The 13379-nt window shown below is 62.1% G+C and carries 13 protein-coding genes; 5 read left to right on the plus strand and 8 right to left on the minus strand.

Going from position 1 to position 13379, the window contains the following annotated elements; all coding sequences use genetic code 11:
• On the minus strand, nucleotides 1-1965 hold the full coding sequence (locus EFQ99_RS16055; protein WP_126921995.1) for a methyl-accepting chemotaxis protein: 1965 nt from the start codon (nucleotides 1963-1965) through the stop codon (nucleotides 1-3).
• A gap of 394 nt (nucleotides 1966-2359) precedes the next feature.
• On the opposite strand from EFQ99_RS16055, the gene EFQ99_RS16060 reads away from it, so the two are divergent.
• Nucleotides 2360-2962 carry an SCO family protein gene (locus tag EFQ99_RS16060; RefSeq protein ID WP_126922298.1) on the plus strand — a complete coding sequence of 201 codons (603 nt, stop codon included), beginning with the start codon at nucleotides 2360-2362 and terminating at the stop codon, nucleotides 2960-2962.
• Between the two features lie 54 nt (nucleotides 2963-3016).
• Nucleotides 3017-3895 (plus strand): 50S ribosomal protein L11 methyltransferase, encoded by an 879-nt coding sequence (locus EFQ99_RS16065; protein ID WP_126921996.1) that lies wholly within the window; start codon nucleotides 3017-3019, stop codon nucleotides 3893-3895.
• A gap of 368 nt (nucleotides 3896-4263) precedes the next feature.
• Here EFQ99_RS16065 and EFQ99_RS35055 read toward each other — a convergent pair whose 3' ends face one another.
• Nucleotides 4264-4437: a hypothetical protein gene (locus EFQ99_RS35055; protein ID WP_003541368.1), complete on the minus strand. Its 174-nt coding sequence runs from the start codon at nucleotides 4435-4437 to the stop codon at nucleotides 4264-4266.
• 278 nt (nucleotides 4438-4715) lie between these two features.
• Here EFQ99_RS35055 and EFQ99_RS16070 point away from each other — a divergent pair, with 278 nt between their 5' ends.
• Nucleotides 4716-6551, plus strand: a complete 1836-nt coding sequence (locus EFQ99_RS16070) for an aminopeptidase P family protein (RefSeq protein ID WP_126921997.1) — start codon at nucleotides 4716-4718, stop codon at nucleotides 6549-6551.
• Nucleotides 6552-6585: 34 nt separating this feature from the next.
• On the opposite strand, the gene EFQ99_RS16075 is transcribed toward EFQ99_RS16070, so the two are convergent.
• Nucleotides 6586-6894, minus strand: a complete 309-nt coding sequence (locus EFQ99_RS16075; RefSeq protein ID WP_126921998.1) for an AzlD family protein — start codon at nucleotides 6892-6894, stop codon at nucleotides 6586-6588.
• A gap of 3 nt (nucleotides 6895-6897) precedes the next feature.
• Nucleotides 6898-7629, minus strand: a complete 732-nt coding sequence (locus EFQ99_RS16080; RefSeq protein ID WP_126921999.1) for an AzlC family ABC transporter permease — start codon at nucleotides 7627-7629, stop codon at nucleotides 6898-6900.
• 135 nt (nucleotides 7630-7764) lie between these two features.
• Between EFQ99_RS16080 and EFQ99_RS16085 the strand changes: the two genes are divergently transcribed.
• Nucleotides 7765-8028: a DUF2164 domain-containing protein gene (locus EFQ99_RS16085; RefSeq protein ID WP_126922000.1), complete on the plus strand. Its 264-nt coding sequence runs from the start codon at nucleotides 7765-7767 to the stop codon at nucleotides 8026-8028.
• Nucleotides 8029-8046: 18 nt separating this feature from the next.
• Here the strand turns inward: EFQ99_RS16085 and EFQ99_RS16090 are convergent, their stop codons facing one another.
• The 3 genes from EFQ99_RS16090 to EFQ99_RS16100 form a co-directional block, all read right to left on the minus strand.
• Nucleotides 8047-8712, minus strand: a complete 666-nt coding sequence (locus EFQ99_RS16090; protein WP_126922001.1) for a dihydrofolate reductase family protein — start codon at nucleotides 8710-8712, stop codon at nucleotides 8047-8049.
• A 90-nt stretch (nucleotides 8713-8802) separates the two neighbouring features.
• Nucleotides 8803-9429, minus strand: a complete 627-nt coding sequence (gene pncA / locus EFQ99_RS16095; protein ID WP_126922002.1) for a bifunctional nicotinamidase/pyrazinamidase — start codon at nucleotides 9427-9429, stop codon at nucleotides 8803-8805.
• A gap of 319 nt (nucleotides 9430-9748) precedes the next feature.
• The gene (locus EFQ99_RS16100; protein ID WP_126922003.1) at nucleotides 9749-10252 is read right to left on the minus strand and encodes an EF-hand domain-containing protein; all 504 of its coding nucleotides are present in this window, start codon (nucleotides 10250-10252) and stop codon (nucleotides 9749-9751) included.
• 213 nt (nucleotides 10253-10465) lie between these two features.
• Here EFQ99_RS16100 and EFQ99_RS16105 point away from each other — a divergent pair, with 213 nt between their 5' ends.
• On the plus strand, nucleotides 10466-10813 hold the full coding sequence (locus EFQ99_RS16105; RefSeq protein ID WP_126922004.1) for a hypothetical protein: 348 nt from the start codon (nucleotides 10466-10468) through the stop codon (nucleotides 10811-10813).
• 22 nt (nucleotides 10814-10835) lie between these two features.
• Here EFQ99_RS16105 and EFQ99_RS16110 read toward each other — a convergent pair whose 3' ends face one another.
• Nucleotides 10836-13316, minus strand: coding sequence for an ATP-dependent helicase (locus EFQ99_RS16110; protein WP_126922005.1), 2481 nt, complete (start codon nucleotides 13314-13316; stop codon nucleotides 10836-10838).
• Nucleotides 13317-13379 lie beyond the last annotated feature (63 nt).

Genomic DNA, 13379 nt, shown 5'->3' on the forward strand with positions numbered 1-13379 from the left:
TCAGAATTCTTCCCAGTTGTTCCCGGCGGGAGAGGCGATGGCTTTGGCGGCAGAGCCGCCGTTGAATGCGCCCGCGACTTTGCCGATCAGGCTGCGTGCGGGAGAAGGTCTCGAATGCGAGGCGGCGGTTGCCTCTCGCGGCGTTTGCCGGGCGCTCATGCCCTCGCCGATTTTGAACTGCTTGACCAGCTGCGTCAGGTTTTCCGCGTCGATGGCGAGCGTATGGCTTGCGGCATTCGTCTCTTCCACCATCGCCGCGTTCTTCTGCGTGACCTGATCCATCTGGCTGATCGAAGTATTGATTTCGCTCAATCCAACCGATTGTTCGCGCGCAGAGGTTACGATTGATTTAACATGTTCGTCGATGCGCAGAACATCTTCGCCGATCTGGCGAAGCGCCTCGCCCGCCGCCGTCACAAGTTCGCCGCCGATCTTCACCTCGTCGCCGGATTTTCCGATCAAGGCCTTGATATCCTTGGCGGCACCTGCGGCGCGGCCGGCAAGTTCGCGCACTTCCTGGGCAACAACGGCAAAACCCTTGCCGGCCTCGCCGGCGCGTGCGGCCTCGACGCCGGCGTTGAGCGCCAGCAGGTTCGTCTGGAAGGCGATCTCGTCGATGACGTTGATGATCTTGCCGATCTCGCGGGAGGCGCCTTCGATTCGCTGCATCGCGGCCATCGCATCGCCGACGACGATGTCTGATTTGGCGGTGTTTTCGCGGGTGTGCGAGACCATGTGGCCGACTTCTTCGGCGCGGCTCGTCGCGTTGCGGACGGTCGCGGTGATTTGGTCGAGGGCGGCCGAGGTTTCCTCCAGCGAGGCGGCCTGCTGCTCGGTGCGCTTGGCGAGATCGTCGGCGGCGGCGCGCATCTGGCGGCCGTTGGCCTCGATCGAGCTGCTGTTGACGGCAATGTCGCTCATTGCCTTGCGCAGCCTCGCCGTCGTTTGATTGAAGTCGAGACGCAAGCGTTCCAGCTCTTCGCGGAAAGGCTGATCGATCGTCACGGTGACGTCGCCTTCCGAAAGGCGCGTGAGGCCGGCGCCGAGCGCGTTAACGGCGGCGTTGAGCGCCTCGGCGTCGGCGAGCTTGGCAGCTTCGCGGACATGGTGCTCGGCGTCGCTGCGCTGCCGCTCGGTCTCGCTCTGCGCCTCCAGGTCGCGTTTCTCGATCGCGGCCAAGCGGAAGGCGTCGGCGGCGCGGGCCATTTCGCCGATCTCATCGCCACGGTTTTTTTCCGCAACATTGCTGGCAAGGTCGCCGTTCACTATGCGCCGCATGCTTTCGCTGACGGCCGCGATGCCGCGGCGGATCGAGCCGCCATGGACATATTGCAGGACGGCCATACTCAGGATGGCGAGGATGCCGAGGCCGATCTGCAGGAGCAGGGCTTGCCGAGATATGGCATTGGCGAGGTCGACATGCTGCTGGGCGAAGATGGTGCCATCGGCGGCAAGCTTGTCGAGCGTTTTCGTCAGCCCGTCGCCAGTGCCGTCGATCGTGTCGTCGATCTTTTCGAATTCGGCCTCGGGCGCACCCCGCTGCACCAGGGCGACGAGACCCGTCTGGATCGCCTTGCCGATGGCGGCGACGTCGGCGTCGTAGCTCTTCAACAGATTGTCGTCATTCATCTCGTCGGCAAGCAGGCGCATATCCTGAGACCCGCCGGAAAGACTCGCCAGCGAATCGGCGATCAGCTTGATGCGCGCCGGCTCCACCGCCTTGTCGTCCTTGTCGATGATGACGTCCATCGCGGTCAGCACCATCGTCAGGTTCGCAACCCGCATGGCGTTGATATGGTTGACGCTCGCCTGGATTTCGCCGGCGCGACGCAGGCCGGCATCGACCCGGATATTCTCATACCAGCCGACGCCGAGCGTCGTGGCGAAGCCAACGAAGGCCGCGCCGCCGAGCGTCCAGAGCCGCTGGCTGACCGACAGGCTCTTGCGCACTGGTGAATTCGTCATGAAACGACCCCTCCACAAACCGCTCGGGTTCATGTTTTCCTATCCTCATGCGGAGGTCCGGGGTTTTCGCCGCTCGGCAGACGTCATGTCAGAACGGCACGAAGCGGCCGCACGCAGTGCTAAATATAGATATGACGGCTTAAGTCTTTCCTAACGATATATCTCGCGTTATTGCCCGTTCGGCTCGAAAGCAAATCGTTCAAAACATGAGGTTTTTTGATCCAAGCCGATGGCTGCGCGCGGATTTTCCGAAAACCGCGGCCTTGATCGCTGAGACAATTAATCACGGGTCAGAAAACATATTCTTGAATTGCGTGTATCCGGCCGAGACTATAATCACGCGAAACGCGTAAGGGTGGGCGGCGCATATCTGCCCGGATCGAGGTTCATGCCAATGAAGACATTCCGCATCGTCATTTGGGTCGCCGTGCTGTTCGTCGCCGGGATTCTCGGCGTGCTGACGCTCTATCCCATGAAATCTCGGGAGGTCGTGGCGGAAGCGCCGTTTGGCGTGCCCTTCACCCTGGTCTCCCAGAGCGGGCAGCCGATCACCGAACAGGCGCTGCGCGGCAAGCCGACGGCGCTGTTCTTCGGCTTCACGCATTGCCCGGAGGTTTGCCCGACGACGCTTTTTGAGCTCAACGGCTGGATGGAGAAGGTCGATCCCGACGGCACCAAGCTGCAGGCCTTTTTCGTGACCGTCGATCCGGAGCGCGACACGCCCGAGATCATGAACGAGTATGTTTCCAACGTTTCCAAGCGCATCACCGGCATTTCAGGTTCGCCTGACAAGATCGCCGAGGTCATCAAGGGTTTTCGCGTCTACGCCAAGAAGGTGCCGGTCGATGAGAAGAATCCGAACGGCGACTATACAATGGATCACACCGCCTCGGTCTTCCTGCTCGATTCCGCCGGGCATTTTTCCGGAACGATCGCCTATGGCGAAAACCCGGACACGGCGGTAAAGAAGCTGGAGAATCTCGTCAGCAAAGGGTGATAGGGCGCTGGCCCGACCGGCGGCGGGTAGAGAAAACGGGAAAGACCGCCTATCGTGAGTGAAATCCGCCTTTACGTGTCGACGACCGAGAGCAAGGCCGAACAGATTCTCGACCTTTTGAGCGAGGTCTTCGGCGAAGAAGACTTTGCCATCGGCACCACCGAGATCGACGAGAAGAAGGACATCTGGGAAGCCTCGATCTATATGATGACCGAGGACGAGGTGGATGTGCGCTCCCGCGTCGAAGCGGCGCTGAAGAGCGCCTTTCCCGAGAGCCGACTGCAGCGCGAAGTCATCCCCGATGTCGACTGGGTGGTGAAATCGCTGGAGGGGCTGAAGCCGGTCAGGGCAGGGCGCTTCCTGGTGCATGGCTCGCATGACCGCGACAAGGTCCGCCCCGGCGACATCGCTATCGAGATCGATGCCGGCCAGGCTTTCGGCACCGGCCATCACGGCACGACGGCGGGCTGCCTTGAAGTGATCGACGCGGTGGTGCGCTCGCGCCCGGTCCGCAACGCGCTCGATCTCGGCACCGGCAGCGGCGTGCTGGCGATCGCAGTGCGCAAGCTCAAGAACATACCGGTGCTCGCGACCGATATCGATCCGGTCGCGACGCGGGTGGCGGCTGAGAACGTGCGCCGCAACGGCATCGCATCGGGCATCGTTACCCGAACCGCGCCGGGCTTCCATTCGACGGCCTTTTCCGAGTTCGGCCCCTTCGATCTCATCATCGCCAACATCCTCGCCCGGCCGCTGATCCGCATGGCGCCGCAGCTCGCGACGCATCTTGCGCCGGGCGGTTCGGTGATTCTTTCAGGGATTTTGGCCGCGCAGCGATGGAAGGTGATTGCCGCCTATAGCGGCGCGCGACTTCGCCATGTCAGGACGATCTGGCGCAATGGCTGGGTGACGATTCACTTCGATCGGCCTTGACGAAAGAGAGTTGAGGCTGACCGTGCGGCTTGCTCCCTCTTCGCCTCAGCGGGGAGAAGATGCCCGAAGGGCAGTTGAGGGGGGGAGCGGCGCAGCCGCGAATGCGCTGAGCGCAAGCGAAGGGCAATAGATAGAGTGTGCCGTGCGGCCCCCTCATCCGCCTGCCGGCACCTTCTCCCCGCTGGGGAGAAGAGAGAACGCGGCACCTTGGTCATTCCAACAATAAAAAAGGCGGTGCCGATGGCACCGCCTTGGACCGGTCTATCCGGTCTGTGCCCGCGAGCTCGAAGGAGGAGGAGTGCTCAAGCGGGCTCTACTGCATTCCAATAGGCCGGTCCGGGAGGGAGGAGACGGACGGGCTTTCAGACTTAGAACGCGTAGCTGGGAGCGCCCTTGTGGCGCGTGGCGCGCTGGCCTGCACCGAGCAGCTTGAGGCTGTCTTCGTTCTGCGGGCGGCGGGCGCCGATTACGTGACGCACGGTCTGGCGTTCGCCAGCCTGCACCGGGCTGCTGTATGCGAAGCGCGAGAGAGAGGCGGTCATTTCAAAAATTCCTTTGTTTGCTGGTTCATCCGAACCGTTCGATGGCGTCTATATAGCTATTCTGAAATGCGGAGGCAGAGGGTTTCGCTCATGGGAGCCATGCGGCCAATGCATAAAGCGTGCCAAATTAACTTTCGCCGTCACAGTTCTGTCAAAATATTGAGCGGGCTCGGCGGTTTCGACTCGTTTCGTCGCTTTTTCTCCCCATCGATTGAAATTTCGCTAACATGGCGGCCATCCCATTAACCGGATTCGTCTCAACCATTCGGGTTTTCAGCATGTTCCAGTCCTTCGACGTCACCTCCACGCCGCAATTCGGCAGGGATCGGGTATCGGCGCTGCGCGCTACTTTCGATTCGCTCGGCATTGACGCCTTCCTCGTGCCGCGCGCCGACGAATTCAACGGCGAATATGTTCCCGCGGGCTCGGAGCGCCTGGCCTGGCTGACTGGCTTCACCGGCTCGGCTGGCATTGCGCTCATCCTGCGCACCCAGGCGATCGTCTTCGTCGACGGGCGCTATGTGACCCAGCTTGCCGAACAGGTCGACGGTTCGGTCTTCTCAGGCGGCGATCTCGTCAACGAGCCTCCGCATCTCTGGCTTGCCGCCAATGGCGGGAAGGGCCTGCGGCTCGGTATTGACCCGTGGCTCCATGCCGGAGCTGAGGTTCGCCGCCTGGAAAGGGCGCTTGCGGAAATCGGCGGCACGCTGGTTTTCCTGCCGCACAACCCGCTCGACAGGCTCTGGAGCGACCGGCCGGCCGAGCCGCTCGGCGCGGTCAGCATCCAGAATGTCGCCCAGGCCGGGATGCTGGCGAGCGACAAGATCGCGACTGTTGCCGCCGGTCTTTCGAAGAAAAACCTCGCGGCGGTGCTGATCGCCGATCCCTCCTCGGTCGCCTGGATATTCAACATCCGCGGCGCCGACGTGCCGCACACGCCGCATCCGCTGGCGCGCGCCATCATCCATGCCGATGGGCGGGCCGAACTCTTCCTCGATAAGCGCAAGACCGGCATCGAGCCCGAGGCCTATCTCGGGCAGATCTCTACGCAATTGCCGCCCTCGGCGCTGGAGGAGAGGCTCGCCGCCGTTTCCAGGAATGGCGGCCGTGTGCTGATCGATCCTGATATCGCTTCCTATGCGCTCTCCGAGATCATCCGCAAGGCGGGTGGCGAAGTGGTGGAAGGCACCGATCCCGCCAAGCTGCCGCGTGCGGTGAAGAACGACGTCGAAATCAACGGCTCGGCCGCGGCCCATCTGCAGGATGGGGCGGCGATGGTGGAATTCCTCTACTGGCTGTCGCAGGAAAAACCCGGCACGGTGAGCGAGATCGCCGCCGCCGAGCGTCTGGAAGCGGCGCGTGCCCGCGTCGGCCAGAGCATGCAGAACCCGCTGAAGGACATTTCCTTCGACACGATTTCGGGCGCGGGCGATCATGCGGCGATCATGCATTACCGCGTGACGACCGAGACCAACCGGATGATCGAGGCCGGCGAACTCTTCCTGATCGATTCCGGCGCGCAATATATCAACGGCACGACCGACATCACCCGCACCGTCGGCATCGGCGCGGTTTCGGAAGAGCATCGCCGCTTCTTCACGCTGGTGCTGAAGGGCATGATCGAGATCAGCACGGCGCGTTTCCCGAAGGGCACGCGCGGCTGCGATCTCGATCCGCTGGCGCGCATCGCGCTATGGCGGGCAGGGGCCGATTTCGCCCATGGCACGGGCCATGGCGTCGGCTCCTATCTCTCGGTGCATGAGGGGCCGCAGCGCATCTCCAGGCTTTCGACCCAGGAATTGCTGCCGGGCATGATCCTTTCCAACGAGCCGGGCTATTACCGGCCCGGCAGCTTCGGCATCCGCATCGAGAACCTGATCTATGTGCGCGGAGCCGAGGAGATCGAGGGCGGCGACATGGCGATGCTCGGCTTCGAGACGCTGACCTTCTGCCCGATCGACCGCAGCCTCGTCATCCCGGAGCTTCTGACCCATGACCAGTTGCATTGGTTCAATGACTACCACCGCCGCACGCGCGAGGCGCTGATGCCGCTGATCCACGATCACGACGTCAAGGCATGGCTCGAAAACGAGACGCTGCCGCTGGAATATTAGAAAATGTCTGTGAGCGCCGGCTTCCGCTCAGCGCTCAGAGGCCGATCGTATGGCGCCAGATCATCACGACGATCCAGGCGGCGACGAGCATCCAGGTGTGCGAGACGCGCAGGCCGACGAAGAGGGCGACGATCAGCGCCAGTTTCGATTCCCAGCCTCCGATGAAGAAGGCGGGGGCGACGAGCGTCGTCAGCACGGCGGCCGGCACGGCATTGAGCGCCGCTTCCATGCGCGGGGGGATGCTCTTCATCCGGGTGATGAGGATATAGCCGCCGATGCGGGTGGCAAAGGTGACGACTGCCGCGGCAAGGATGACGAGCGCCATATGAAGATCGAATGCCATGGCTCAGACCTCGTGCACTTCGGATTGCAGGGCGTCGGCTTCGAGATCCGGCTCTTGAGGCGGCAATGGCAGCAGGGCGGCGAGCACGATGCCGGCGGCGGCACCCAGGCTGACATGCCAGGGTGAGCCGACATAGCGATAGGCGAGCACTGAAGCCACCGCACTGACGAGCGCCACGGGCAGGAAATTGTCGCGCTTGCGGAAGCCGAGGACGATGCCGAGGAAATAGGCCGGCAGCAGGATATCGAGGCCGATCGCCTTGGGGTCGCCGATGAAGCTGCCGAGCAAGCCGCCGGCGACGCTGATCAGCACCCAGGGAACGTAGATGATGATGCCGAAGCCGAAATACCAGGCGAAGGTGAGGGACCGGCCGGACTCGCTGCGTTTCACCGCCGCGGCAAATTGCGGATCGACGAGCAGGAAGAAGGTGAAGAATTTCTGCAGCGGCGTGAAATGGCCGATATAGCGCGCCAGCGCCGCCGAATAGAGCACGTGGCGGAAATTGACGGCGAGGATCGACAGCACGATCAGCCAGGCATGGACGTTATGGCCGAAGAGTTCGATGCCGACCATCTGGCTGGCACCGGCATAGACGGTGGCGCTCATGAAGGCGGCCTCGGAGAGCGACATGCCGTTCTCGACCGCCAACGCTCCGAAGAGCGCACCAAAGGGCGCCGATGCCAGCGCAACGGCGAAGCCGCCCCGCAAACCTTCAACAAAGTCGGCGCGATTCATCTGGGTGATTCCTATTGGAAATGCAGGTTTCCCTTATGGTCTATGGTGTGCCGCGGCAATTGAATTTCGTTGATTGACCAATCGATTTCGCTGAAGCATCAAGGTCCTGATCGCATTCGGCGGAGAGGGAAGCCCATGAAGAAGATCGAATTTTCGAAGGAGGCGAAGGCGGCGATCGTCTCGCGCATTCGCCGCTATTTCGAGACGGAGCTCGACCAGCCGATCGGCGCGCTGCCGGCGGAGTTCCTGCTCGATTTCTTCGCAGAGGAGATCGGCGCCAATTATTACAATCAGGGCCTTCGCGATGCCCACGCAGCCCTCTTGAAGAAGATGGAGGATCTGGCGGAGGACATCTATCTCCTGGAGCGCGAAGAGAAGAACAAAGTCGCAGGTCCTTAGGGAGACGCGCGGATGCTCTCAGCCCTCGCGCTTCATCCGCTCACGGCGCGCGAGTTCTGCTTCTGAAGGTTCCGACATTCCGAAGCTACCGGTTTTGACCTCGCCTGCGCGCTCGTAGACGCTCATGATGACGCCCGTCGTCGATACCGAGTTAGCGGTGAGCTTCAGCGCCTCCGGTTCGGCGCCATCGCCGAACAGGCGCTTGCCGGGGCCGAGGATGACCGGGAAGGTCAGGAGCCGGAGTTCGTCGATCAGATCGTGCGCCAGCAGGGTCTGCAAAAGGCCGCTACTGCCCTGCGTCAGCAGGTCGGGACCGTCCTCCTGCTTCAAGCGAGCGATTTCGGTGGCGACATCGCCGTGCAGGGCGACGGAGTTTTGCCAGGTCAGCGGTTCTTTCGAGGTGGTCGCAACATATTTGGTTGCGGCAGCGAAGGCTTTCCCGATGGGATCGTCCTCGCCGACGAAGGGCCAGTGCGCGGCGAAGATTTCATAGGTCTTGCGGCCGAGCAGCAGCGCGAAGGGATCGGTAAAGATCCCGTCCATGAAGCTGCCCATCGCCTCATCCCAGTAGTTGACGGTCCAGCCGCCAAGGGTGAAGCCGCCGGTCGGATCCTCCTCGGGCGCGCCCGGTGCCTGCATTACGCCATCCATGCTGACGAAGGCTGCGGTCACAAGTTTTCTCATCTCTCGACTCCCATGGTGTGTTCTGAGCCAAGGACGGATTGGCCTCAGCCGATCCGACATTCCCGTGTTATTTTTCGTTCCCGAAAAGCTCTAGCCGGTCAACACCTTGGCGCTGTCGATAATGGCGATGCCGTGGGCGCGCATCTCCTCGATCGCGGCGGCCACGCCTTCGGGGGTGATGCCGCGGCTTGCATCCTCGATGAAGCGCACGCGCGCCCCCGGTATCATCTCCAGCGCGTCGAGCGCGGAGAACTTGACGCAGTAATCGGTCGCAAGGCCGCAGACGTCGAGATCGGTGACACCCTGGTCCTCGAGGAAATCGGAAAGGCCGGTCGAGGCGTCCCGGTCATTATCGCGGAAGGCCGAATAGCTATCGATCCCGGGGTCCTCGCCCTTCTGCTGGATCAGGTCGATCTCCTCGGATTTGAGCGCGGGATGCAGTTCGGCATCGAGCGTGCCCTGAATGCAGTGGTCCGGCCACATCATCTGCGGTTTGCCGGCGAGTTCGCCCATCTCGAAGGGGGCTGTACCCGGATGGGCGGAAGCGAAACTGCCGTGGCCCGGCGGGTGCCAGTCCTGCGAGGCGACAATCAGATCGTATTTGCCGCTGTCGATCAGGCTGTTTGCGATGGGAACCACCTTGTCGCCATCGGGCACCGGCAGATTACCGCCCGGACAGAAGCCGTTCTGAATGTCGACGAGCAGCAGCGCTTTCATCAAGGCCAATCCCTTCGCTTTAAATGCAAGATGCCAAATGCACTGAACGCATAACTAGTGAATTTCCAGGCGTTCGCATGCAAGTGTTAATTCTGGCACCGGCGGTGGTAAATAGTTGAAAAAGAAGGATCTAATGCAACAAATAGGAGAGTTTGGAGTGGCTGAAGTGTCGAAATGGAAGGAAGGTATCGGGCGATAATGTCAGGGCAGAGGAAACAGCGAAGGCAGCAATCGCCGCCAAATTCGGTCTGCCCGCATAAGGCTTTTACAGCGCGTCGACGGATCGAGGCTCCCCCGGCGGAGCCCCATCTCGGGCCGCTCAGGCCGCGGTCACATCATCGGTTGCAGCATCACCCGCCACGGCGGAAGCGCCGTAGGTGTTGCGGTAGGCCTGAAGGGCCGTCTGCATGTCGCCGAGCACCTTGGTGAGAAGCGGATTGCTGTCACCGGAGGCCTTGATGCTGTTCGGATCGGCGGCGAGGAATTCGGACTCGGTCAACTTGCCGTCGCCATTCTTATCCATCGAGGCAAAGACGCCCTTGGCGGAATCGTCGTTCTGATCGCTGCCGTCGCTTTGGTCGTCGCTGTCGTCGGTTTTCTGCATGGAGAGCATCAGCGACAGGATGTCGGCGGTGATCTTCTTGACGATATCGCTGCTCTTGTCGTCGCTGCTGCTATCCGTGGCGCCCGTGCCCGATGTCGAGGACTGCGAAGCGGCGGCCAGTTCGTCCGCCGAAATCACGCCGTCGCCGTTCTTGTCGAGACTGGAAAGCGGGGACTGGTACTGGGTTAATGTGCTGCCGAGAGATAAAACACTGGTCACTTGAACCTCCTTCGAAAAGTTCGTCGTGAAGCCCGCCTTTCATGGGTGGGCGTCCTCCCGGCTAAGCTGATTTGCGCATAGCGTCAAAGCGACGTTTTGACCGGGAGCCGCGCCGTTGACGCGGTCGGCGGAAGCAGGTTAACCATGCAAGGTTGATCTTGCCCACGGCCGCGATTTCTGGCTTTCTTGGCGTCAGCAGCGGGAAACGAAGCCATGCCCGAGCCCGATCCAGACGAAAAGATCGATGCGACGTTCCGCAACGGATCGCTGACGGCGGCCGGGATCATTCTCGGCTTCTCCCTCAATTTCATCAGCCTCTGGGTCTCCAATCCAAATGACTGGAGCCGTGTCGATCTCTTGCCGATGTCGTTCCTGACCGTCGGCATCGTCATTCAGGTGAAGGTGTTTGCCGATCTGCTCGCGCGCGACTCGCTGCTCGCCGTCAAATACGATCGGGCTCGCCGGCTCTTCCTGATCGGATTGTCGATCGTCGCCGCCGGAATGGGGATCGCCCTGCTGAACGATATACTCGGGCTCAGCAGTATGCGGATGTTCGGGTGAGGGTTCCCACGCGCCGCAAGAATCACACGCGCTCGACGAAGCCGTCCAGCACCCGCTTCTGTCCGGCCCGGTCGAACTCGATCGTCAGCTTGTTGCCTTCGATGCCGGTGATGTTGCCGTTGCCGAATTTCAGGTGGAAGACGCGGTCGCCGAGGGTGAACTTCGACGGTTCTGACGAGGTGGATTTCGCCACCAGCTCGCCGTCGATGGTGCGCCCCTTCGGGCCGCTTTCGCCATAGCCGATGCGCTCGACGGCGTGGCCGGAGCGGGTACCCCAATTGTCGCGGGTGGCCTCGGTCTTGTTGGCCTGGGCGCGTTTCCAGCCGGGAGTGGAATAGGAGTTGGCGAAGGGTTCGGCCTTGTCGAAGCGGGACTGGCCGTAGCCGCCGCGGCCGTAGCCGCCATAGCTCTGCTCCATCTCGGCGACTTCGACATGGGTTTCCGGCAGTTCGTCGAGGAAACGCGATGGCAAGGTCGATTGCCAGAGGCCGTGGATGCGGCGGTTGGAAACGAACCAGATGTGGCAGCGGCGTTTGGCGCGGGTGATGCCGACATAGGCGAGGCGGCGCTCTTCCTCCAGGCCGGCGCGGCCGCTCTCATCGAGCGAGCGCTGGTGCGGGAAGAGGCCTTCCTCCCAGCCGGGCAGGAAGACGGTGTCGAATTCCAGACCCTTGGCCGAGTGCAGCGTCATGATCGAGACGGCGTCGAGGTTCTCATTGGTCTCCGCATCCATGACGAGCGAGACGTGCTCGAGGAAGCCGCGCATCGACTCGAAGCTTTCCATCGAGCGGATGAGTTCCTTCAGGTTTTCGAGGCGGCCCGGCGCTTCGGCGCTCTTGTCGTTCTTCCACATGTCGGTATAGCCGGACTCTTCGAGGATCTGCTCGGCAAGTTCGGTATGCGGTGTGTTTTCAAGCAGTTCCTGCCATCGGCGGAAAGATTGAATCACGTCGAAGAGGGCTTTTCGTGCCTTCGGCTTCAGCTCGTCGGTCTCGATGATGTCGGCGGCGGCCGCAAGCATCGGGATGTCGCGGGCGCGGGCATAATCATGCAGGGCGCGCACCGTCGTATCGCCGAGGCCGCGCTTCGGCGTGTTGATGATGCGCTCGAAGGCGAGGTCGTCGGCCGGTTGCGCGACCAGGCGGAAATAGGCCATGGCATCGCGGATTTCGAGACGCTCGTAGAAGCGTGGACCGCCGATGACGCGGTAGTTGAGGCCGAGGGTGACGAAGCGGTCTTCGAATTCGCGCATCTGGAAGGAGGCGCGCACCAGGATCGCCATGTCGTTCAAGAGATGCTTGCCGCGCTGGAGCTGCTCGATCTCTTCGCCGATGGCGCGGGCTTCCTCCTCCGAATCCCAGGAGGCGTGGACCCGCACCTTGACGTCATCAGGGTCGGCGCGGTCGGTGAACAGCGTCTTGCCGAGCCGGCCTTCATTATGGGCGATCAGATGGGCGGCAGCACCGAGAATATGTTCGGTCGAGCGGTAGTTGCGCTCGAGCTTGATGACCTTGGCGCCGGGAAAATCCTTTTCGAAGCGCAGGATATTGTCGACCTCGGCGCCGCGCCAGCCATAAATCGACTGGTCGTCGTCGCCGACGCAGCAGACGTTCTGCGGCTCGCCCTTGGGGCGCTGCGCAAGCAGCCTCAGCCACATATATTGCGCGGTGTTGGTGTCCTGATACTCGTCGACCAGGATGTAGCGGAAGCGGCCGTGATATTCCTTCAAGAGATCCGGGTTTTTACGGAAGATCGCGATCGGATGCATCAGCAGGTCGCCGAAGTCGCAGGCGTTCAGCGTCGAGAGGCGGTTCTGATAGGCGAAATAGAGATCGCGGCCGCGGCCGTTGGCAAAGGCGCGGGCATCGCCCTCGGGGATATCGGCGGGGCCGAGGCCCTTGTTCTTCCAGGTGTCGATCATGCCGGCGAACTGTTTGGCGGGCCAGCGCTTGTCGTCGAGGCCTTCGGCCTGGATCAGCTGCTTGATCAGACGAACGACGTCGTCGGTGTCGAGAATGGTGAAACCGGAACTCAGGCCGACGAGTTCGGCATGGCGGCGTAGCAGCTTGACGCCGATCGAGTGAAAAGTGCCGAGCCAGGGCATGCCTTCGACGGCGCCGCCGACGAGCAGCGCGATGCGCTCCTTCATCTCGCGGGCGGCCTTGTTGGTGAAGGTGACGGCTAGGATCTGCGAGGGGAAGGCGCGGCCGGTGTTGAGAATATGGGCGATGCGGGTCGTCAGCACGCGCGTCTTGCCGGTGCCGGCGCCGGCGAGCACGAGGACAGGGCCTTCCAGCGTTTCGACGGCTTCGGTCTGCTCGGGGTTCAGGCCGGCGAGATAATCCGGCCGCTTGCCGCCGTCACGGGCGGCCATAGCGCGAGCGGCGATGCCGCCCCCGGCGGCGGGTGCCCTTCCGACAGGTGCGGCAGGCGGCTGTGGCTTGCGCGGCATCTCGCCCGGCTCTTCGTCGAAGAAGGGAATATCGTCGAAACTGTTGCTCATGGCGCGTAATGTAGTGATTCGGGAAGGAAAGACCAGAAAGTTGTTCTGCTTTCATTCCCGAGT

The sequence above is a fragment of the Rhizobium vallis genome, assembly GCF_003985155.1.
Classification (GTDB): domain Bacteria; phylum Pseudomonadota; class Alphaproteobacteria; order Rhizobiales; family Rhizobiaceae; genus Rhizobium; species Rhizobium vallis.

What these genes read in the sequence shown, in the direction of transcription:
- EFQ99_RS16055 (WP_126921995.1), bottom strand. Translation starts at nt 1,965, where the DNA reads ATGACGAATTCACCAGTGCGCAAGAGCCTGTCGGTCAGCCAGCGGCTC.
- EFQ99_RS16060 (WP_126922298.1), top strand. Translation starts at nt 2,360, where the DNA reads ATGAAGACATTCCGCATCGTCATTTGGGTCGCCGTGCTGTTCGTCGCC.
- EFQ99_RS35055 (WP_003541368.1), bottom strand. Translation starts at nt 4,437, where the DNA reads ATGACCGCCTCTCTCTCGCGCTTCGCATACAGCAGCCCGGTGCAGGCT.
- EFQ99_RS16070 (WP_126921997.1), top strand. Translation starts at nt 4,716, where the DNA reads ATGTTCCAGTCCTTCGACGTCACCTCCACGCCGCAATTCGGCAGGGAT.
- EFQ99_RS16075 (WP_126921998.1), bottom strand. Translation starts at nt 6,894, where the DNA reads ATGGCATTCGATCTTCATATGGCGCTCGTCATCCTTGCCGCGGCAGTC.
- EFQ99_RS16080 (WP_126921999.1), bottom strand. Translation starts at nt 7,629, where the DNA reads ATGAATCGCGCCGACTTTGTTGAAGGTTTGCGGGGCGGCTTCGCCGTT.
- EFQ99_RS16085 (WP_126922000.1), top strand. Translation starts at nt 7,765, where the DNA reads ATGAAGAAGATCGAATTTTCGAAGGAGGCGAAGGCGGCGATCGTCTCG.
- EFQ99_RS16090 (WP_126922001.1), bottom strand. Translation starts at nt 8,712, where the DNA reads ATGAGAAAACTTGTGACCGCAGCCTTCGTCAGCATGGATGGCGTAATG.
- pncA (WP_126922002.1), bottom strand. Translation starts at nt 9,429, where the DNA reads ATGAAAGCGCTGCTGCTCGTCGACATTCAGAACGGCTTCTGTCCGGGC.
- EFQ99_RS16105 (WP_126922004.1), top strand. Translation starts at nt 10,466, where the DNA reads ATGCCCGAGCCCGATCCAGACGAAAAGATCGATGCGACGTTCCGCAAC.
- EFQ99_RS16110 (WP_126922005.1), bottom strand. Translation starts at nt 13,316, where the DNA reads ATGAGCAACAGTTTCGACGATATTCCCTTCTTCGACGAAGAGCCGGGC.